The following is a 21605-nucleotide window of genomic DNA, read 5'->3' on the forward strand; positions in this document are numbered from 1 at the left end:
CAGTCATCCCCACTCCACCTTCAACGCGAATAGAACGCGGCCGGCTTAGGTCGGCAGGCGCCAGAAAGACAGCCATGACTACGGAAACTAAGACTCAGTCCCAGGTGCAGCAGCCAGGCAAGGAAATATTGGCCCGCCGATACGCCACACTTGGCCCATACTCCCCCCTTTTTTACGAGAAGCCGCTGGAACTGGTCTCCGGCTCTGGCGTTTGGCTGACCGACGCGCAAGGCAAGATCTACCTTGATGGTTACAACAACGTTCCACACGTGGGCCATGCGAACCCCGCCGTGGCTGACGCGATCTACCAACAGCTGCTCACCATCAACCTGCACACCCGCTACCTGAACAACCGCGTAGTGGAATACGCAGAAGCCCTGCTCGGCACCTTCGACGGCGCTCTGGAACGGCTGTTCCTGACCAACAGCGGATCGGAAGCCAACGAGCTCGCCCTGCGGATCGCGCGACAACACACCGGGAACACCGGCGTGCTGGTTTCAGATTTCAGCTACCACGGAAACACCACCAGTCTGGCCGAGCTGACAACGGGATTGACGGTGCGCGAACCACTCGGTTCCCACGTCCGGCCCCTTCGGATTCCCGACACTCACAGCGTTGCAGAGGCCGACGTGCCCGCATTGCTTAAGCAGTCCTTGTCTGACGTTGACGCCGCCATCGCATCACTTCAAGCCACGGGGCACGGCGTCTCTGCATTCCTTTTTGACCCCCTCTTCTCCACCGAGGGGCTTCTGCAGGTGCCCGCCGGCTACATCGACGGCGTCGCTGCCCGCGTCCGTGCCGCAGGAGGCCTCATCATCTCCGACGAGGTGCAATCGGGCTTCGGCCGCACCGGATCCGCCATGTGGGGCTACCAAATGTTCGGCATGGAACCCGAACTCGTAACGATGGGCAAGCCCATGGGCAACGGACACCCTATCGGCGCCGTAGTCACCACGGCTGAACTGCTCGACGAATTCGGCCAGAACAACATGTTCTTCAACACCTTTGCAGGAAGCCCTGCCTCTTCCGCCGCCGGACTGGCGGTGCTGCGCTTCATGGAACAGGAAGACCTGATGGCCAAAGCCGGCCACTTGGGCGAGTACATTCGTGCCCGCCTCGAAACCATCGCTCAAGGCAGCGTCAACGTTGGCTCCGTAAGGGGGCGCGGCCTGTTCTTCGGAATAGACATCACAGAAAGTGACGGCAGCCGCACCCCAGCCCCAGGCCTGACGAAAATCCTCATCGAGGACATGCGTGAACGCGGCGTGCTCATCAGTCGTGTGGGACCCCATGACAACGTCCTGAAAATGCGTCCGCCACTTGTATTCGGTAAGGAGCACGCCGACATACTTCTCGAACAGCTCGAACTGTCACTCGGCAGCTTGTCCTAACTATCTTGCGGCCAAGCTGAGCAGGTCCACACCATGGATGGCATCGGCGGCACGGACTAGCGCCAGATGCGAGAACGCCTGGGGAAAATTGCCGGCCATATGCATTTCCTTGGCTGCGTATTCTTCACTCAGTAGGCCGAGCTCGTTACTGAACCCCACGAGTTTGTCCATCAGGTTTTTCGCCTCGTACATTCGGCCTGTCCTTGCGTACTGTTCAACAAGCCAAAAGGAGCATGCGAGGAATGGGTGTTCGCCCGGGTCCAGTCCGTCAACGCCACTTTCGGTGCGGTATCGCAACAATAGACCGTTGTCAGTGAGGAGCTCCTCCTCCAGACGCACGACTGTCCCGGCCATTCGCTCATCGTTATAGGGAAGAAAGCCAACCTGGGGCATGACCAGTAAGGAGGCGTCGGTCTGCCCTCCGCCGTAAATTTGAGTGAAGGAATTGAGATCCGGGTCAAATCCCTTGCTCATAATTTCCGTGCGTAGACGCTGACGCAGATGCTCCCAATGGTCAGCCGGTCCTGTCAGGCCGTGGTTGCGCACTGCTCGGATGCCGCAATCGAAAGCGGCCCACATCATGACCCGGGAGTGTGTAAAGAACTGAGGTTCTCCGCGCATCTCCCACAGGCCAAAGTCCTTATTCTCGATGTTCTTTTCCACAAAGCCCAGCAGGATCTGCTGAAGCGCCCAAGAGAAGTGGTCTTCCCTGCCTCCGGCCATGCGGAGCCTTTCAAGCGCGACCATCACTTCTCCCACAACGTCTGCCTGGAACTGGGCGACCGCAGCATTTCCAACGCGCACGGGCCGTGAGTTCTGGTAGCCCGGCAGATGATCCAGGACCCGCTCCGGCAAGTCCCGTTCGCCGCCGATGCCATACATGATCTGCAGGTCTTCGGGCTCGCCGGCCAGCGCCCGGAGCAACCAGTTGCGCCACTGGAGGGCCTCGGTTTCGTAGCCGTGGGTCAGCATGGCTTCCAGCGTCAAAGCCGCGTCCCGCAGCCAGCAGTACCGGTAGTCCCAATTCCGCGGTCCGCCGAACTCCTCCGGCAGGGAGGTCGTAGGAGCGGCAACGATGCCACCTGTCTCATAATTCGTCAACGCCCTCAAAACCAACAGGGAACGCTTCACTGCACTTCCGTAAGGACCATCCGAACGGCAGTGGCTGCCCCATCGCGTCCAATAACCGATGGCTTGTTCAAGGGCAGCGTCGACGTCGACCGCTGGAGGGACAGGCCGGTGTGAAGGAAACCACGTCAGCTCAAAGTCGGCAACTTCTCCACTTGCTATATGGAATTCGCCCGAGTGCCCACGCGCATGGGCCTCAGGCAGATACGGTGCCCGCAGCGCAACGGCGTCCGGGCCTGCCATGGCCAACAACACCATTCGACCAGGAACCGCGGCGTCCTGGATTCGGCTGGACCACGGCACCACGGTGCCGTAGCGCGGACGGATAATCAGTTCCTGGCGCATCTCGACCCGCCCATCCAGCCCCGTAACCCGGCGCAGAATCGACGACCCCGTATGCCCCAGCGGCATGAAGTCCGTCACCTGTGCCGAACCGGTCGGCGTTTTCCATACTGTCTCCAACACAAATGTTGAATCGACGTACTGCCGCTTCACTACCACCGCTCCGGACTGGTGAGGAGAAAGGAGCCAGCGGCCATGGCTCTCGAGGCCGAGGAGGGAACCAAACAACGACGGGGAGTCGAACCGTGGGAAGCACAGCCAGTCAACGCTCCCGTTCCTGGAGATCAGGGGCCCGGTTTGGAGATCCGAGAGCAGAGCATAGTCCTCAATGGGAGCAGCCATGGCTTTACTAAAGCACAAACGGCTTGTCCACGTCAGAGCCTCGACGCGAAATGGCCTCACCTAAAAAACTCACCAAACGGGACATTTGACTTGATCGTACGATCAAGTCGCATTAGACTTGGTCATGTGATCCAGTTCATCTCCGATTGAGAGGGAAGATATGACTCGGGAAGAAGCCTACGCGCGGTGCCCCTCCGACTCTTACGTCGAGTTCTATGGCGGCCGGTGGCTTGTTGTTCCAATCGCAGCGGTTGAGCAGCCGCAGTTCTTCGCCTGCTCGCCGGACGCCGCCCGGCACACTTCAGCCCCAAGCAATTAAGCTGCCCCGGGCAGGGCCGGCAGCAGGTTTCCAACCATGGCAACCACACCGTCGCGAACCGCCAATCAACTGTGGACGTGTTAGATTCACGGGCATGCCGAACGTTTCCCCCACTGACCCGTCCATGGCTGTTGCCGCAGTACTTGATCTACTGATCCAGCAGGGCTATGAGGCCACCTCCGTGGAGGAACTGGCGGATGCGGCAGGCATCAGCCGTAGTACGTTCTTCCGGAAGTACGGATCCAAGGAGGGTATGGTTTTCGCCGACCATGACCGCATTCTCCGGCAGCTCAACGATCATTTGACGTTCAGCACCGGCGATCCGCTGCAGGCTGTAGCCGATGCCGCGGCCATGGTTTTCGACCACCATTTGCATCACCGAAGAACAGCCCTGGCCAGATATCAGCTGCTCCAGCAGGTGCCCGCATTGCGGGACCGCGAGCTGGTCACTTCCCACAGTTACGAGCGGGCCTTCCGCCTGCATCTCCAAGCCGCGCTTCCGGAGAATGCGCGGCGGGACTACGGCGCGATTGCCGTTGCTGCTGCGATGGTGGCGGTCCACAACGCGTTCCTACGCCAGTGGTTACGGGCCCCGGATGCCGTACCCGCCGTCGAATTGAGAAGCAGGCTCAAGGGCGAACTTGCAGCATTGGCCGAGACGTTTCGCCGCGAGCTTTACGGATCCGGCTCAGATGGGGATCGGCAGCCTGCCGTCATTGTCACAGTCTTTGAATCGGGCGCAAACAAGCAGGACATTCTCGAGGCGATAAACCGTGCGATCCCCTGAGTATGGAACGGGGTCTCTTGACATGGCACTGAGTTTCAACTCATTATGGACCTGAAATAGACCCGCACCTCTGGAGGCGCGGGCACGCCCAAGTTGATCTGAGGATTCCCACAATGACGACGCAGTCAATACCGGCCGCAACGGATCCCCGCTTAGCGGAAAGTCTTTCGGCAAGAACCCACGAACCCGACTACGTGCTGACGGGCGAGGTTGAGACAGATCCGGCCCGGATCTTCGGTAACGTCAGCGCCGAGGACCAGGCCTTTCGGGACCGCGCCAGGACGTTCGCCAAGGAAGAGATCCTGCCGATCATCAGCGATTACTGGGATCGGGCGGACTACCCGTTGCATCTGATCAAGCGTCTTGGGGACCTGGATCTGCTGCGGGACGGCATCGACGCTGATGGCTTCGAACCCATGAGCAGGATGGCCGCAGGATTGGTAACCATGGAACTCAGCCGCGGCGACGGATCCATCGGCACCGTTGTCGGCGTGCAGGGAGGGTTGGCTCTGCGCTCGATAGCCTATTGCGGCTCCCCCGAACAGAAGCAGCGCTGGCTGCCGACACTGGCCCGCGGCGAGGAGTACGGCGCGTTCGCGCTGACCGAACCGGCGCACGGTTCAGATTCGGTGGGACTGGAAACCACCGCGACGCCTGTCCCGGGCGGCTTCGTCCTCAACGGTGAGAAGAAGTGGATCGGCAACGGTTCAATCGGCGGAGTAACCGTGGTGTGGGCGCGGGCAGACGATGGCCAGGTACACGGCTTCCTGGTCCCGCAGGACTCCCCTGGGTACACTGCCAGCACCATTCAGGGCAAGCTGGCACTGCGTGCGATCTGGCAGGCTCACATCCGATTGGAGAACGTCTTCGTCCCAACCGCGAACGTTCTGCCCTTGGCACGGAGTTTCAAAGACACGGCCAAGGTACTGCTGGCAACGCGAGTCGGAGTGGGTTGGTCTGCTGTCGGACACGCGACCGCGTGTTATGAAACCGCCGTGCAATACGCGGCCCAGCGCAAACAATTCGGGCGCCCCCTTGCCGCATCCCAGATCATCCAGGAACGCCTGGCAAGAATGCAGAGCGAACTGGTGACCATCCAACTGATGGTGATGCAAATGACGCGCTTGGACGAAGCCGGCCAGCTAACTCCCAGCCAGGCCTCGCTGGCCAAGTTCACCTGCACACGGACCGCCCGTACCATTGCCGCCAACGCCCGGGATCTCCTCGGCGGCAACGGCATACTGCTGGCCAACCGTATTGCCCGACACATGGCCGACGTCGAGGCAATTCACACCTACGAAGGTACCGAAACAATGCAGGCCCTGATCATCGGGCGCTCCATCACCGGGATCTCAGCGTTCGCCTGAGCGACTCACGCTGCACGGCGCACAGATTCCATTCCACCCCCCTGTCAAACCCCACTCAAAGGTAACGTAATGACCACAGACGCTCATGTTCCCGTAATCCTCGGCGGCGCCCGCACCCCGTTCGGCCGTTTCCGAGGCGGCCTCGCCTCCCTCTCCGCCAGCGAACTGGGCGCGCACGCCATCCGCGCCGCGCTGGAACGCTCCGGCGTCGCCGCCCAGCATATCGAAGCAGTCATCGTAGGGCAGGTCATCCAGGCCGGTGCAGGTCAAGGCCCGGCAAGGCAGGCGAGCCTGGCCGCTGGTATCGGTTGGGATGTGCCCACCGTGACGGTCAACAAGCTCTGCCTCTCCGGTCTGACCGCCGTGATCGACGCGGCCCGGATGATTCGGGCCGGTGAAGCCGATTTTGTCGTGGCGGCTGGTCAGGAATCCATGACCAACGCCCCACACCTGGTTAAGGGCCTCCGGGCGGGCGTCACCATCGGAGACACGCCTATGGTGGACTCCCTGAACCATGACGGACTCCAGGATCCTTTCAGCGGTGAACTGATGGGCACCGCCACGGACAGCGGAAACACCACCCGCGGCATCAGCCGTCAAGAACAGGACGAGGTCGCCGCACGCTCTCACCAGCGTGCCGAAGCAGCCCGCCAGGCCGGCATTCTTTCTGAGGAAATCGCACCACTTGAGATCCCGCAACGGAAAGGCCCAGCTCTGGTACTGGATTCCGATGAGAGCGTCCGGCCAGGAACGACGGCGGAACTACTGTCCCAGCTCAAACCGGCCTTCTCGACACGCGAGGAAGCAACCATTACGGCCGGTTCCTCGTCTCCTCTCTCCGATGGGGCCGCAGCGGTGATCATTGCCAGCAAGGCCGCCGCCCAAGCTGCCGGCCTGGAGTGGATAGCGGAGATCGGGGCCCACGGACAGACGGCCGGCCCCGATGCCTCCCTGCACTCCCAGCCCTCGCGGGCCATCGAACACGCCCTCAAGCGTGAAGGACTTGCCGCAGAGGACCTGGACTTTATTGAAATCAATGAAGCCTTCGCGGCCGTGATCATCCAATCCGCCAGGGACCTGGGGATCAGCACAGACCGCATCAACACCGAGGGCGGGGCCATCGCGCTCGGACATCCCGTCGGCGCCTCCGGTGCCCGGCTGGTCCTCCACCAGGCGCTGGCACTGAAGCGTCTCGGCGGCGGCACAGGCGTCGTCGGCCTATGCGGCGGCGGCGGACAAGGCGACGCCCTGATTCTCAAGGCATAACCAACGGCGCTCCCCCTCATCAACCAAGGACAAGCAATATGACAAACACGCCAGCCAATGACGGCTTCGGCACGATCTCCGTCGCGGCCATACTGGCCGAGTCCGCCGCCCGCCGCCCTGAGGCGATCGCCCTCATCGTCGGAGACGAAGAAACCAGCTACGGGCAGCTCTGGGAACAAACCCGGTCTTACGCGGGGGCCCTGCGCGCCCGCGGCGTAGGACCTGGAGACCCCGTTGCGCTGCTCATCCCCAACGTGGCCGACTTCGCCCGCGCGTACTACGCGGTCCTGGCCCTCGGAGGAGTCGTGGTCCCTGTCCATGCACTGCTGAAGGCCCGCGAAATTGAGTACGCACTCCGAGACAGCGGGGCCAGACTGCTGATCTGTGCTGCGCCGCTGATGGGAGAGGGCGCCCCGGGCGCCGCAGCGGCCGAGGTCGACGTGCTGACCGTGATGGCCCCTGAAACTACTGATGGTCCGGCCCGGCTGGAATCCGAAGCCGCGGCCGCCTCCCCGATTCATGGCTATGTCCCGCGCAAGCCACAAGACAGCGCGACCATCCTCTATACGTCCGGGACCACAGGGAAACCCAAAGGTGCCCTCGGCACGCATTTCTCCCTGATGGAACAGGTAAATGTACTGCTGACCGACACCTTCGATCTCAGACCCGGCGATAGGGTGTTCGGCGGCCTGCCGCTGTTCCACACTTTCGGCCAGACCTGCGTGCTCAACGCCGGCCTGCGCGCCGGCGCCACCATCGTCATGTGTCCCAGATTCACCGGGGCCGCTGCCTTGGAACTGGTGCACAAACACAAGATCACGGTCTTCTTCGGCGTACCGACGATGTATGTTGCTCTGCTGGAGGCCGCCAAGGCTAATCCAGCCCGCCCTGACGGGCTGCGGTACGGGATCTCCGGCGGCTCCTCGCTCCCGGTCGCGGTACTCGAAAAATTCCGCGAATCCTTCGGTGCTGACATTTACGAAGGCTACGGCCTGACCGAAACGTCCCCTGTGGCCAGCTTCAACCACGTCGGCGTAAGTCCTAGACCAGGAACCATCGGCACCCCCATCTGGGGTGTGGAAATTGAGATCGCCCGTCCAGAGATCACCGAGAGCATCGAGATCTTGCCCCGAGGCGAGCTCGGGGAACTCGTAGTCCGGGGGCACAATCTTTTCAAGGGTTACCTGAACCGACCCGACGCTACCGCAGAAGCGGTGGTGGAAGGCTGGTTCCGCACCGGAGACCTCGGCATCAAGGACGACGACGGCTACCTGCGGATCATGGATCGCACGAAGGACATGATCATCCGCAACGGCTACAACGTGTACCCACGCGAAGTTGAAGAGATCCTTAGCCAGCACCCAAACGTCGTCAGTGCTGCTGTCTTCGGTGTTCCCCATGAGATCCAAGGACAGGAAATAGCGGCCGCAATCGTTCCAACGCCTGACAGCACCATCACGGCCGAAGAATTGATCACCTTTGCCAAGGCGCGGTTGGCCGCCTACAAGTACCCCCGGGTTATCGAACTCATAACCGAACTGCCTCTTGGCCCCAGCGGCAAGATCCTCAAACGGGAACTCGCCGCCCAGTATGCAGACAACTCCCCCGCCGCTGGTGTGATTCCAGAAAGGGCAACAACAACATGAGCTACACCGAATACCAGGACCTGGTCCAAGCCATCCCTTACGAGACCACCACCCACCCCCACCTGAGCGAAATCCCCCTCCCTGAAGCAGGGACCTTCGCCCTGATCACCTTAGACAACGGGATCGACCGCAAACCAACAACGCTGGGGCCAAGATCCTTGGTCGCGCTGGGGAACCTGCTTGAGAAGCTCCGGGAACGGGCCGATTCCGGCGAAATTACAGCCGTCGGTATTACCGGCAAGCCCGGCTGCTTCGCGGCAGGGGCTGACCTTTCAGTGTTGAGAAACCTGAAGGACCCAGCCATGGGACACAAGATGGCGGAACTTGGCCACGAAGTCTACGCGGCGTTGGCATCCTTCCCCCTACCTACCTTCGCCTTCATCGATGGAACCGCCATGGGCGGCGGCCTCGAACTCGCCCTCGCGACGGATTACCGCACCGTCTCCGAAGCAGCGTCGGGCATCTCCCTGCCGGAAGCATTCATCGGCCTGGTGCCGGGCTGGGGCGGGGTTTACCGACTGCCACGCCTTATAGGGCCCACCAACGCGGTTAAGATCATGATCGAAAACCCGCTGAACAACAACAAGGCACTCGACGGCCCCGAAGCCTTCAACCTTGGCATCGCCGACACCCATTTCAGCCAAGCAGCCTTCCTCGAGGATTCCTTGGTCTGGGCGGCCAAGATCATCACCAACCATCCCGACGCAATCAACACGGTAAAGAGCCGACGCGCCGGTAACGCCGCCTTCACCAACACCGACTGGGACGCCGCTGTCGCACGAGGCCGAAGCTTCGTGGATGCCAGGACGGCCTATGCCGCTCCGGCTCCAGGCAAGGTGCTGGACCTGATGGAGAGAGGCCGGCATCTCACCCAGCACGAATCCGCGAAGATTGAGGCAGCAACCTTGGCGGAACTCATGCAGACCCCGGAGTTCAAGGACTCCGTCTACGCCTTCCTCGATCTCGTCCAGCGGCGTTCCAAACATCCCGCGGGCGCGCCGGATGGTTCATCCCCCCGTTCGGTGACGAAAGTCGGCATTGTGGGGGCCGGTCTGATGGCGAGCCAGCTCGCCCTGCTCTTCGCCCACCGGCTGCAGGTACCAGTCGTCATGAAGGACGTCGACCAGGTTCGGGCTGACAAGGGCGTGGCACACGTACACGCAGCGGTGGATACACAACTGGCCAAGCGGCGCATCACCGAAGAAGCGGCCAGCCGCACAAAAGCCTTGGTGTCCGGCACAGCATCAACGGCGGCTTTCGCAGACGCAGACTTCGTTATCGAGGCGGTCTTCGAGCAACTGTCCGTCAAGAAAGAAGTCCTCGCCGAGGTGGAAGCCGTTGTATCGCCCGCATGCATCCTGGCCACCAACACCTCCTCGCTGTCCGTGGCCGACATGGCGGCTGAACTGCGCCACCCTGAACGGGTTATAGGCTTCCACTTCTTCAATCCCGTCGCCGCCATGCCGCTGCTAGAGATCGTAAGAACCCCAAAGACAGGCGACGAGGTTCTGGCCACAGCGTTTGATCTGGCCCAACGCCTGAGAAAGACCCCGGTTCTGGTACAGGATTCGACGGCCTTCGTGGTCAACCGCATCCTCTTGCGCCTGATGGGTGAGGTCATCACCGCGTTCGACGACGGCACGCCCGCCGAGGTAGCTGATGACGCACTGCGGCCCATGGGGTTGCCCATGTCCCCCTTTGACCTGCTGGCTCTGGTCGGGATTCCGGTGGCGCAACACGTCACGGAGTCCCTGCACGCCGCCTTCGGCACGCGCTTCCGCATCTCGGCCAACCTGCAGCACCTGATCCGAAACGAGGTCCCTTCCATCTGGACCGACGCCGCGGATGGAACAAGAACCATCTCCTCCTCCACCCTCGAACTGCTTCGCTTCGGAAGCGCGTCCATCACGTCCAACGAACTGCTGGTGCGCGTGCAGGACGCCCTCGCCCAGGAGATCCGCCTGATGCTGGAAGAAGGCGTTGTGGCCGGTCCGGAGGACATTGACCTCTGCATGATTCTGGGCGCTGGCTGGCCCTTGCACCTAGGCGGCATCACCCCCTACCTCGACAGGACAGGCGCCTCAACAAGGGTAAATGGCAGAAACTTCCACGGTTAGGTCTACGGACCTACGTCCTTCCCAAGCGCAAAGAGAAAGCGGTCCCGGGCTAGTGCTAGCCCGGGACCGCTTTCCCATGTTGTTGGCAACGGAACCTGTGTGCCGGATCCTTTACTTCGGTGATACGACCGGCTGGACCGGTTTGGATTGCCGGTTTCGGCGGGCCGTACGAGCTCGGGAGACCAAAACGGTGAGCAGCACCAGGGCAGCGAGGACGCCGGCGATCCAATAACCAGTGCCGTACAAGTCCTCCGTGGCAACCACAATGTCCGTCCCTGGAACCTGAACGACCGTTGCGCTGAGGACACCCGAGACCAGTGCGGTACCAATGGCGAATCCCACAGCCATCGCTGTCCCCGCCACTCCTGCTGCCATCCCGGCCTTCTCTTCCGGCGCTGCGAGCTGGACCATGGTGAAGCCGGCGGCATAGCCGATACTGCAGCCGAATCCCATCAAGGCAGCGCCCACGAGGTAGTGCCACTGCTGATCGTGGGCCACAGCCATCCAGGCGAGCCCCGCTGCACAGATCGCCGCACCCACCATCAGTGCGGTCCCGCCCTTGCCCCGGGAGACCGGACGGTCAGCAACGACGCTGCCCACCAAAAACATCCCTGCGAAGGGCAGCATGAGCAGGCCCGTCTGCAGGGCATTGAGACCCAGTCCGTAGGCATCTGCTGGGGCGAGAGCCTCCGGGAGGACCTGGCTGTAGGTGCTTAGCAGCAACAGAAACGCTGCGTTGACAGATGCGAACAGGGCGATGCAAACGCACGCGGCGGTGACGAACGGAGACTTCAGCAGGGCGACGTCGAAGACGGCTGATTTCGACCGTCGTTCCACGCGCACCCATGCGACGCCACCAACGAGACCGGCGACCAGTGGGATAAGCGCTGCGTTGCCCCACACCAGTCCCTGGGTCAGTGCCAACAGGATCGCTGCCACCCAGGCCACCATCCAGATCGTCCCAAGTGCACCGATGCGGCCTGAAGGCTCGGCAGGCGGGGTCCGCGGGATGACGACGTATGACACCAGAGTGGACGCGGCGAATGCAGCCGAAAGGATCCAGAAGAGGCTGCGCAACGACAGAAACTCAACGACCAAGCCGCCACCGATCATGCCGACGACGATGCCGATTCCGGTAGCGATGACCAGAACGGCGACACCCACGGTGATGCCGTTCTCGGCCAGGTTGCGGCGAAGGAACCCAAGAGGCAGAAGTTGGGCTGCTCCTCCGAATCCCATGAGGGCGCAGCCGACCAGCAGCGCCCCGTATGAGTCACCCAGGGCAGAGACCAGAGCGCCGAGCATGAGGACAGCCGATGCAATCACGGACGCTTTACGGTCGCCGTACACGTCAGCGACGCGTGGCAGCAGAATGAAGCCCGCTCCCCCGGCCAGTGTGAGGGCGGTGTACAGCCAGGTCGTCTCCGAAACTGTGGCGAGGCCGTACTGCGCCTGGATGATTGGCAGTAGCGGCGGCAGGACGAAGATAACCGCGTTGGTCAGCGTGACCAGCAAAGCCCCAACTCCGATGAGCGGTGCCTTGCGGGGGCTGGGACGAGCATTTAGCTCCCGACCGAGGCGGGTCATGTCATTTATTTCTGTCATGCCTGATTCCTTGCTGTCAGACCAGCGCCAGGAAAACCGGCGCGGGGTAATCATTTTTTTGGGGGGGAATCATCGGGGGCGCAGGTACAAGATCCTGCTCGGTTCACCGACTGGTTGTGATTCATCTCATAGACTATGTGATCTTGGTCATGTGATCAAGACCTTTGACTTGGTTAAGCGACCAAATCCGGGTCTATGCGTGGGTTGATGAGTCCTTAAATGCACGCAGGCCCGGGATCCGCGTTGAATCCCGGGCCTGAGTACTAGCAAGGGCGGCGTGGGCCTCCTCTAGCGCTGACCGTTCAGGCTCGCCAATACCGCCCTTGCCGCTCGCTCGCCCGACGTGGCAGCGTCAGCAAGGGACGGCAGGTCGAGCTGATAGTCGCCTGCGAAATGGATGGTTCCGAGCGGATCACGCAATGTGGCAAGAGAGTTCCTCCGCCCGGGAGCCCAGAAGGGCACCACCCGGCGGTGCCGCCGCACGATCCCCTCGCCCAGTTTTCCCTCCAGCTCGGGGAAGATGGCTAACAGGTCCTTCGTAAATAGCGACACGATCTCTTCGTCGGGCAAATCGAACAGCGCGTCGGCCTTGGCGCCTCCGGCGAAGCAGGCCAGCGCTCCTCCCGACTTTCGAGTGCCATCGCTTCGCATCGCCGCTGCGTGGTTGAACATCGCTTGGAATGCAAGCTGCGGCGACGAAACGGCGAAGTAGTCGTCCCAGCGTTGGGGTCCGACTTCGTCGGTGAAGAATCCGACCACCACGTAGCGGCCGTACGTGATGTCGTTGAAGGCGATCCGGTGCTGCTGAGGGAGGTTCGGGATGATCTGGGCGGCGACATCGCCGGGCGCCGTCAGGATCGCTCGCTTGGCGCGCAGCCGTGCCGGACGGCCATCGTCGTGGTAGTCAACCACTACACCGTCTCCGTCCTGCCTCACCGATTGCACTGCCGAGTTCAGCCGGATACGGTCACCAAGATCCTCCACCAGAACATCCGTCAACGTCTGGTTGCCACCTACCGGTAGCGAGAAGTTTGGGATCTTCTCCGGGTCGGCCAGGGTAAGCCCCACCGACGTGACAAACTGGGTGGCTGCCGTCTCCTCAACCTCGCATCCCATCCACTGCGCAGACCAGGACCGAACGAGGGCGTGTACCAGTTCCGACCGGACTCCTTTAAGTAGATAAGACCCGAGCCTGGTGTCGAGTTTCGCACGCACCCGTTGTGCAAGACGGCTCTTCGACTCAAGGAACGGCATGACGGAGAGGATGCGTGCACCCACGATGGCCATGCCGAGACGGTCCACCATTGTCATCCGTGTACCGAACATGAGTGCTACGGGATTCGACGTGTCGACCAGCGTGCCGTTGAGGTACAGCGCTATGCTCTTGCCCGCGAGTGAGCCCATCTTGATGCCATGCCTGTGGAGTGCGTCGATGAGCGTACCCGTGCCCTCAGTGAACTGGGTGCCGACATTGATCCAGTAGTCACCTTGCCTGACTGTCTCGACTCGTCCGCCCGCGCGATCACTGGACTCGAGCACTACCACGTTGGTTTCCGGCGACAACGTGGTCGCGGCAATCAGCCCTGCCATCCCGGCGCCGATGACGACCACCCCAGTGGTCGTTTCCTGCAATTCCAGCGATGTCATCACAACTCCTGACTAAGTTTGCTTAAGGGGATGCGCGTATCAAGCCGTAACAGCAGCACTGCCGCTGATCGCCGGGTCCTCAGTGCGCTTGTTGTACGCGTCGTAGGCCCGGTAGGCGCGGTAGTACGCGAACATCTGCAAGCCCCATGAGGAAAGCGCCAAGATGTAGAAGATCGTGTGCTCCGCGTCGTCACCCGGAATGGGAACGAAGTCGTAAATCGAGGCAATGGCGAATCCGCACGCGGTGGCAACGGCGGCCAACACGGCATGCCCGCGCTCATTGATATCCCATAGGCGTTTGACGAAGAAAATCAGGAAGATCGTAGTGAGCACGTTGACGACGATGTAGAAGATCTTGCCCGGAGTGCCGATCTCCTCGGCGAACTGGCTGAGGAGGAAACCCGCCACCGCGGCGAGGGCAAAGGCACCGACGTCCACCACCACTGACGGCTTGTACCGGTGGGTGACCTTCAGCAGTCCGAGGATCAGGATTAGCGTGATGCCGGTGGACCGGGAGAAGGCGTCGAGGAAGTACGCGAAGGCGTACATCGGGCTGTCATGGCCAGCTTTGATGAGGCCATAGATCAGGAAGTTTGTGCCCGATGTGGCGACGACGATCCACTCGATGCCCAGCAGATAATTCTTATAGTTCCGGATGAACTTGATCCCGTAGGTGAATCCCACGGCGACCATCCAGATGTCCGCGACCGCGAAAAATAGTTCTGTGATAGACATGATTTCTCCTTGAAAGGTGACTTCGGCCGGTCGGCTGGCCGGCAAAGAAGCCGAGCAGTCGGTCGGGGATGAATGGTCATTTTGTGAGGGCAGCCAGGCGGTCGGAGGCGCGGTCCGCAAGCCAAGCCGCGTGCAGCACCGCGCCGCCAACCAAGCTGGGCGAGAAGCCTTTTCGTCCGTGCCAGATGGCGGCCAGGTCCTCATGCAGTGGCGCACCGCTGATCCGGTCCGCCAGCAGATGACCCACGTACTGTGCCTGGGCGAACCCGTGGCCGTTGCAGGCGAGCGAGTACAGGACGTTGTCTGACGCTTCGCCAACAACGGGGAGCCACGTCGAGCTCATCCCGATCCAGCCACCCCAGGCTTTCTGCGGTTTGATGTCTCTCAGGCCTGGAAACCGCTCGCGGAATCCGCGGACGAGGTCGTCGGCCACGTTTGGTGCGGGAGTGCGGTGAGGCAACGGGTTCCGTCCCGTCTGTAAACGACGGGTACCGAACACGATGGTGCCCCGTGGAGTGACGCGGTAGCTCTCCAGGATCATGTGCAGAGTGACCATCGGGGCCCGGCTGGTCCAGCCGATGTCATCGAGGCGCTCGGGGGCGACAGGTTCAGTCTCGACCAGTGAGGTCCACACGGGGGTCGCGAGGTTCCTCGGCGCGCTGGAAAGGTCAGCGCTATAGGCATTGGTGGTCAACAGCGCTTTGCGGGCCCGAACCCTTCCGCTCGGTGTTTTTACCCTGACCTCGCCGCAAGTGTCGGTGAGATCGAGGGCGGGGGTGTGCTCGTAGACGCGCACACCGGAGGCGATCGTCGCGGCCCGCAGGCCCAGGGTGAACTCGCCAGGGTTGAGTGTGCCACCGACGCCCTCGCGCACTCCGCCCAAGAAGCCTTCCGGAAGGCCCGCCTCGCGACCCTCGACAAATTTGGCAGACGAGCCGGCGTCGGCCATCACCTTCGCGTTGCGGCGCGCGTGCCGCAGCTGCCCCTTGGACACTGCAGCCATCACGATTCCTTCCTGCTGGTAGCCGCAGTCGATCCCGTGATGGCCGATGGCGTCCGTGGCGAAGTGCACCGCGTTCTCGGCGAACTGGTAGAGATTGCGCAGCCGCTCGGGCTTGAGCATGAGGCCCAGCATCTCGGGATCGGCGGCGATCGAGTTCGTAATGTAGCCAGCGTTGCGGGAACTGGCACCCCAGCCCAGGGTCTGTCCCTCGAGGAGCACGACGTCGACGCCCTTCTCGGCCAGGCGGAGTGCGGCTGACATGCCGCCCCCGCCGCCGCCGATCACGACGACCTCGCAATCGATGTCACCGGTCAGGTGCTGCTCGGCAGTGCTGGGCGGCTCCGCCCAGCCGGTTTCGTGAATTAGTTTCATTGTTTCTACTTTCGGGCTGAAGGGATTACGGCGGTGCCACGTGCCCGCACGGCTATCAAGGGCGGTGTCAGGACTTGGGATCGGCCGGTGTCGTCGGACGCGCGGCAGATCACGCGTAGTTCGAAGTCAACCGTCCTGCTGCGGTTGCCCTTCTTCACCAACTTGGCCTCCGCCTCGACCACATCGCCACCGCGGACGGCGGCGAGGAACTCGACGGACGAGTAGCCAGCGAACAGGCCCTCGTGGCCGTCCTGCTCGATGGAGAGATTCGTGCCGACGTCACCGAAGAGCTTCAGCGCGAAGGCGCCGTCGACCAAATTGCCCGCATAGTGCGCGTCGGAGAAAGCAACGTAGCGCCGGTGGACTGCCTTGCTCATGAGATCTCCTGGTGAATGCGGCCGAGGTGACGCACCCTTGCCTCGCCGTCAATCTCGACGCCGGGATAGCCGCGCCTGGCGATCTCGGCGCACATCCGCCGGTATTTGCCGACCCCACCCAGGTAGCCCAAAAAGGTGTTGGGCTTGCCCGCAACGTTGGAGCCGCGGTACCAGGAATCGGTGGTGGCGTAGAGGGTTCCGGTGACGGTCTCCTCCGAAATGTCCACCCAGTCGTTCTGCCCCTCGACAGTGGCTTCTATGACCGAAGCACCGGAATCACGGGCGTACTCCATGAGATCCGCGATCCAGTCCACCGCCTGCTCGATGGTCATGACCACGTTGCTGGCGAGTGCCGGGCTCTGCGGGCCCGCCACCATGAAGAAGTTGGGAAGGTCCGCAGCCATGATTCCCAGGTAGGTACGGACGCCATCGCGCCAGGCGTCCTGCAGCTTCCGGCCGGACGCGCCGGTGAGGTTGAGCCCGTACAGTGGGCCGGTGAATGCGTCGAATCCGATGGCGAGCACCACGATATCCGCCTCGTACGCCCTCTTCGAGGTGACGATCGCGTTGGCAGTCGTCGTCTCGATCGGTTCGTCGCGCAGCGACACCAAAGACACGTTGGGACGGTTGAAGGTCTCGTAGTAGTCAGTTCCGAAGCAGCTTCGTTTGGCGCCCAGAGGGTGGTACTTGGGCACCAGCAGTTCGGCGGTTGCCGGGTCTTTGACGATCTCCCGGATTTTGTCGTGGATAAATTCCGACGCGGTCTTGTTCGCTTCGACGTCGGTGAGTAAGTCGGCGAACTCCGCCCCCACCCCGTTGAAACCACTGCGCTCGTAGGCCAGCTCGTAGCGACGCTGGCGCTCTTCAGCCGATACGTCGAATGCTTTGTCGGGCGTGGGACGATCGGGGATGCCACCGAGGGAGTGCCTGCACTCCTCTCGAATCGCATGGTAGTCACCCTTGATGGAGTCCACCTGCTCTGGAGTGAGCTCGGTGTTGCGTGCTGGCATCACGTAGTTGGGGGTTCGCTGGAACACCGTCACATGCTCCGCAACCTCGGCGATCAGTGGGATGGCTTGCACGCCCGAAGATCCGGTTCCGATCACGGCGACGCGTTTGCCGGCGAGCTCGTGCAGTTCGATGTTCCACCGGCTGGTGGATACTTGTAACCCCTCAAAATTTTGGAGGCCTGGCACATCGAAGTCTTTGGGCGTAGAAAGCCCCCCGGCGCCCGAGACCAGGTAGCGGCTGCAGCGCGTTTCGCCGTTGTCCAGCTGCACTTTCCATAGCCGGTCAGTTGCATTCCACCTCGCGCCAACCACGCGGGTGTTGAACGTAAAGTGCTTGCGCAGGTCGAACCGGTCGGCGACGTGATTGATGTAGCTGAGGATCTCGGCCTGGGGCGCGAATCGCTGGCTCCAGGTCCATTCCTGCTGGAGCGCCTTATCGAACGAGTACGAGTAGTAAATGCTCTCGACGTCGCATCGGGCACCGGGATAGGTGTTCCAGAACCAGGTACCGCCGACGCTGGGTCCGGCCTCGAAACCTGCAAAGGTCCATCCGCCGGTGGTAAGTCGGTGGGCTAGGTAGAGGCCGGAGAAGCCGGCCCCGACGCCGATGACATCGAAAATCTCGGTGTCTGAAGTGGAGGGGATATTCATTGGCATTGCCGCTTTCATCTCTTGATCAGTTGACTGAATCAAATGATCTAGTACAAGTAGACCAGTGGCCTGTATCACAGTCAAGGGGTGTTGGTCAGGTAGTTTTAGCCGTTAGATAGGGAGGTCCGGCGAATCAACGCCGACCACGCGATCCCCGCAGAACACTCGGATAGACTCGCCGGGGGCGTGGCCGCCGATTCCGGAAGTGCCCCAAAAGCTCTGGGCCGAATCCTCCCCCAGATCGGCGATCTTGGCACCGTTCACGCGCACCTCGCCCGACAGCACCCGGGATCCGATGTCGATGGCGCGCTCCAGATCACTACCGAATACATAGGCGTCGAGGCCCGACGGATTGGCGTTGGCCGCGCGCAGTGCTTCCTCATTGGACTCAACGGAGTGGACGCTGACGAGCGGCCCGAACAGCTCGGCGGTCGCGACGGCCGCGTCGACTCCCGAAGCGACGGTGGGGGAAAGGAAGAACCCTTCGAAGGCTGGGAGTGGTGCTGGCTGATGGATAGTCGCGCCGTGGGAGCGCAGCCCTTCGATCCGGCTCCGCAGCGTGGCGAAATGCGGAGCGTTCGAGATGGGTCCCAGTTGCGTATTTTCGTCGAGCGAGTGTCCGATCTTGATGCGGGAGATGCGATCGATCAAGGCGTCCACGAGCGGTTCTACGAGCTTCTTGTGGGCCAACACCTTTCCGGGACCCTCGCACCACTGGCCGTTAAGCTTGGTCATCCCTTCCAGGATCCCGTCGGCGGCCACGTCGATGTCGGCGTCGTCCAGCACCAGTGCAGGGTTGTTGCCGCCGAGCTCCAGCTGAAGCACCTTGAAGTCCTCCGCGGCCGCACGGGCAATGGCGCGACCAGCGTTCGTGCCGCCGGTAAACGCGACGATCTTCACACGGTTATCACCGGTGATGACCGCGCCCACGTCCCCGGCGCCGTGGACGAGCTGCAGCGCTCCGTTGGGCAACCCGGCCTGGATGAAGCACTCGACGATAATTTGAGCGCTGCTTGGTGCATGTTCCGATGGTTTGAGAATGACCGGGCAACCGGCAGCCAAGGCGCTCACCGTCTTCGCCGCGGGGATGAAACTAGGGCCGTTCCATGGAGTGAGGATCGCCGCCGGGCCCCACGGGACTTTGTACAGCCGCACGTCGCGGCCGCCTGCCGCAAGGGCCTTACGGCGCGGGAGGACCCGAAGTTCTGCGGCAGCCGAGCGCATCCTGTATGGGAGGAACTCCGCAATCCTCCGCGCCATGGCGATCGGGACCCCGCTGGTGAGGGCATCGGTTCGGGCGATGTCTTCAATTCGGGTTTGGATTATCGCGGCAGCACGCTCGATGACAGCCGCGCGTTCCTCTTTCGCTGCGTCATCCCAGTGCTCCACACGGTACGACCGCTCGGCATGCCGCAGGGCGCGCTCCACGTCGTCCGGGCCGGTGGTGACGGCGCGGTGGATGGGTTGCCCCGTGTTGGGGTCGAGATTCCAGGCGTCCGGGACAAGCAGGCACTCAGACCATTCGTCCGCGATGTAATTGATTGGCAGCGGCAGTTGCGTGTTCGTCATCTGCGGCCTCCCTCGATGCGTAGGTGTGTAGATGGATTGGTGTGATCAGACGGTGAGGTCGGCGACGATGCGGGTGACCTCGCCCGATTTCATTGCCTCGAAGCCCTCATTGATCTCGTGGAACGGGATGATGTCGGTGACCATCTCGTCGAGCAGCAGGCGGCCCTGAAGGTACAGACGGGCGAATTGGGCAATGTCCTCGTGTGATTGGCCTGAGCCCATGTACGAGCCGATGAGGCGCTTCTCGCCGAAGAAGAAATCCGACGCCGGAAGGGTGAGCTCCGTGCCATCCGGTGCGATGCCCACCAAGCATGCGGTACCTCTGCCTCGGAGCACGGACAGCGCGCTGGCCGCCGTACGCGCAGAGCCGACGGCCTCGAACGAGTAGTCGACGCCGTCGCCCAGGACCTTCCGAATCTCAGTTGCGACGTCGGTGGCGCCGTTAACGACATGAGTGGCACCGTACTTGCGTGCCGCGGCGAGCCGGGCGTCGTCGAGATCCACGGCGACAATCGCCGAGGCGCCGGCAAGCCGCGCCCCCTGGATGATTGCCGAGCCGACACCGCCGCACCCGATGACGGCCACGGTGGAGCCGGGTCGTACTTTGGCACCGCGGAATACGGCCCCGACGCCGGTGATTATGCAGCACGAGAGCAGGCACCCGACGTGCAGACCTACCTCGTCCGGCATCTTCACCAGCGAGTTCTCCCGCATCAGGATGTGGCGCGAGAAAGCGCCGATATCACCCAGCCGCTCGACGGTTTGGCCTCCCGGCAGCTGGAAAGCCGGGCGGGGACGCTGTCGGATGCGTGCTGCGCGTTGACATTGTGTCGGGTGGCCCGCCTCGCAATTGCGGCACAGTCCGCAGGAGGGTGTGAGGGCGCCGACGACCCGGTCGCCCGGTCGCATGGAGGTTACAGCCGAGCCGACTGACTCGACGATGCCCGCTACCTCGTGCCCAACCACCACAGGAAAACCCGTTTGCACAGTACCGGTCATATAGTGCAGGTCACTGTGGCACAGGCCCACGTGCGAGACGGCGACGCGGACCTCGTTGGGCTCCGGGGCATCAACGCGGATCCTGGTAAGTGCCAGCGGCTCGTTCACCGCTGTGAGAAGTGCTGCTTCGGTGGTGATCACCATGGTCTCCGATCTCAATTGCTCGTCGTGGGCGATGCCGCCGCGTTTTTTGATATCCAAAAGCTCTCGATGCCCTCGGTGAAGGCGCCGGAGGCCCACGCCTCGCGGGCGGCTTTGTTCTCGCGGGCGAATGCGTCCTCGATGTCTTCGGTGCGTGGCCGCAGCAGATCCAGATGCAACGCGGTGATGCGGGGGTCCGGATTCCACTGCCCGATCACCTCAGCCGCACGCCCCAACAGTCTTTCCGCGGGCACGATCTCATCGACAAGCCCGATCTTCAGGGCCTCATCGGCGTCGATCCGTTCAGAACCCAAAATGATTCGCATGGCGTTGTTGCCTACCAGGCGGCCCAGGAGGAAGCTCGAGGCATTTGAGATGATGATTCCCCGGTGATTTTCCGGCTGGTAATACTCAGCTGCGGGGGTGGCTATGCGCAAGTCGCAGCACAGCGTGATCTCTGAGGCTCCGCCGACGGCGATTCCGTTCACCGCCGCGATGACGGGAACCCTGGTCTCCAGAATGGCGCGGGTGATGTCGTGGAAAGTTGCGAAGGCGTCGCGGATCTCCGGATACGTGGTAGGTACCGTCTGCAGGTCTTCGCCGGCGGAGAATGCCCGGCCCGTGCCCGTAAGTACGATCCCGCGGACGACGTCGCCCGTTCCGAACCGGCGGATCGTCTGGGCGAGCCGCACGCGCGTTGACGCGTCCATCGCATTCAATTTGTCTGGCCGGTTCAAGGTGAGTACCGCGACGCCCCCCTCGATGTGCACGTTCAGGTAGTTGTCGGTCAT

17 protein-coding genes are annotated in these 21605 nt (G+C 62.3%); 7 read left to right on the top strand and 10 right to left on the bottom strand.

What is annotated here, in order from left to right:
- Positions 1-74: 74 nt before the first annotated feature.
- Positions 75-1391, top strand: coding sequence for an aspartate aminotransferase family protein (locus tag AB4Z15_RS02085; protein ID WP_442015832.1), 1317 nt, complete (start codon positions 75-77; stop codon positions 1389-1391).
- On the opposite strand, the gene AB4Z15_RS02090 is transcribed toward AB4Z15_RS02085, so the two are convergent.
- Positions 1392-3203 (bottom strand): glycoside hydrolase family 15 protein, encoded by a 1812-nt coding sequence (locus AB4Z15_RS02090; RefSeq protein WP_442015833.1) that lies wholly within the window; start codon positions 3201-3203, stop codon positions 1392-1394.
- 160 nt (positions 3204-3363) lie between these two features.
- On the opposite strand from AB4Z15_RS02090, the gene AB4Z15_RS02095 reads away from it, so the two are divergent.
- The 6 genes from AB4Z15_RS02095 to AB4Z15_RS02120 all read left to right on the top strand — a co-directional run bounded on the left by AB4Z15_RS02095 (position 3364) and on the right by AB4Z15_RS02120 (position 10705).
- Complete coding sequence (locus AB4Z15_RS02095) at positions 3364-3522, top strand: hypothetical protein (RefSeq protein ID WP_442015834.1); 159 nt, start codon at positions 3364-3366, stop codon at positions 3520-3522.
- Between the two features lie 94 nt (positions 3523-3616).
- A complete protein-coding gene (locus tag AB4Z15_RS02100; RefSeq protein ID WP_442015835.1) occupies positions 3617-4309 on the top strand; it encodes a TetR/AcrR family transcriptional regulator in 693 nt (230 codons plus the stop codon).
- A 113-nt stretch (positions 4310-4422) separates the two neighbouring features.
- The gene (locus tag AB4Z15_RS02105) at positions 4423-5676 is read left to right on the top strand and encodes an acyl-CoA dehydrogenase family protein (protein WP_442015836.1); all 1254 of its coding nucleotides are present in this window, start codon (positions 4423-4425) and stop codon (positions 5674-5676) included.
- A gap of 69 nt (positions 5677-5745) precedes the next feature.
- Positions 5746-6942 carry an acetyl-CoA C-acyltransferase gene (locus tag AB4Z15_RS02110; protein WP_442015837.1) on the top strand — a complete coding sequence of 399 codons (1197 nt, stop codon included), beginning with the start codon at positions 5746-5748 and terminating at the stop codon, positions 6940-6942.
- A 38-nt stretch (positions 6943-6980) separates the two neighbouring features.
- A complete protein-coding gene (locus AB4Z15_RS02115) occupies positions 6981-8588 on the top strand; it encodes a long-chain-fatty-acid--CoA ligase (RefSeq protein ID WP_442015838.1) in 1608 nt (535 codons plus the stop codon).
- Positions 8585-10705: a 3-hydroxyacyl-CoA dehydrogenase NAD-binding domain-containing protein gene (locus AB4Z15_RS02120; protein WP_442015839.1), complete on the top strand. Its 2121-nt coding sequence runs from the start codon at positions 8585-8587 to the stop codon at positions 10703-10705. The genes AB4Z15_RS02115 and AB4Z15_RS02120 overlap by 4 nt, the downstream gene beginning before the upstream one ends.
- 111 nt (positions 10706-10816) lie before the next feature.
- Here AB4Z15_RS02120 and AB4Z15_RS02125 read toward each other — a convergent pair whose 3' ends face one another.
- The 9 genes from AB4Z15_RS02125 to AB4Z15_RS02165 all read right to left on the bottom strand — a co-directional run bounded on the left by AB4Z15_RS02125 (position 10817) and on the right by AB4Z15_RS02165 (position 21605).
- Positions 10817-12310, bottom strand: coding sequence for an MFS transporter (locus tag AB4Z15_RS02125; protein WP_442015840.1), 1494 nt, complete (start codon positions 12308-12310; stop codon positions 10817-10819).
- A 288-nt stretch (positions 12311-12598) separates the two neighbouring features.
- Positions 12599-13957, bottom strand: a complete 1359-nt coding sequence (locus AB4Z15_RS02130; RefSeq protein WP_442015841.1) for a flavin monoamine oxidase family protein — start codon at positions 13955-13957, stop codon at positions 12599-12601.
- 39 nt (positions 13958-13996) lie between these two features.
- A complete protein-coding gene (locus AB4Z15_RS02135) occupies positions 13997-14692 on the bottom strand; it encodes a hypothetical protein (protein WP_442015842.1) in 696 nt (231 codons plus the stop codon).
- A 76-nt stretch (positions 14693-14768) separates the two neighbouring features.
- Positions 14769-16067, bottom strand: a complete 1299-nt coding sequence (locus AB4Z15_RS02140) for an NAD(P)/FAD-dependent oxidoreductase (protein WP_442015843.1) — start codon at positions 16065-16067, stop codon at positions 14769-14771.
- A 5-nt stretch (positions 16068-16072) separates the two neighbouring features.
- Entirely contained in the window at positions 16073-16444 is a 372-nt protein-coding gene (locus AB4Z15_RS02145; RefSeq protein ID WP_431114846.1) for a hotdog fold domain-containing protein, read from the bottom strand.
- On the bottom strand, positions 16441-18111 hold the full coding sequence (locus AB4Z15_RS02150) for a flavin-containing monooxygenase (protein ID WP_442015844.1): 1671 nt from the start codon (positions 18109-18111) through the stop codon (positions 16441-16443). Before AB4Z15_RS02150 ends, AB4Z15_RS02145 begins: the two co-directional genes overlap by 4 nt.
- A gap of 105 nt (positions 18112-18216) precedes the next feature.
- Positions 18217-19674 carry an aldehyde dehydrogenase family protein gene (locus AB4Z15_RS02155; protein ID WP_442015845.1) on the bottom strand — a complete coding sequence of 486 codons (1458 nt, stop codon included), beginning with the start codon at positions 19672-19674 and terminating at the stop codon, positions 18217-18219.
- 45 nt (positions 19675-19719) lie between these two features.
- A complete protein-coding gene (locus AB4Z15_RS02160; RefSeq protein ID WP_442015846.1) occupies positions 19720-20874 on the bottom strand; it encodes a Zn-dependent alcohol dehydrogenase in 1155 nt (384 codons plus the stop codon).
- Positions 20829-21605: an enoyl-CoA hydratase/isomerase family protein gene (locus AB4Z15_RS02165; protein ID WP_442015847.1), complete on the bottom strand. Its 777-nt coding sequence runs from the start codon at positions 21603-21605 to the stop codon at positions 20829-20831. The genes AB4Z15_RS02160 and AB4Z15_RS02165 overlap by 46 nt, the downstream gene beginning before the upstream one ends.

Source organism: Paenarthrobacter sp. 2TAF44 (assembly GCF_052114885.1).
Lineage (GTDB): Bacteria > Actinomycetota > Actinomycetes > Actinomycetales > Micrococcaceae > Arthrobacter.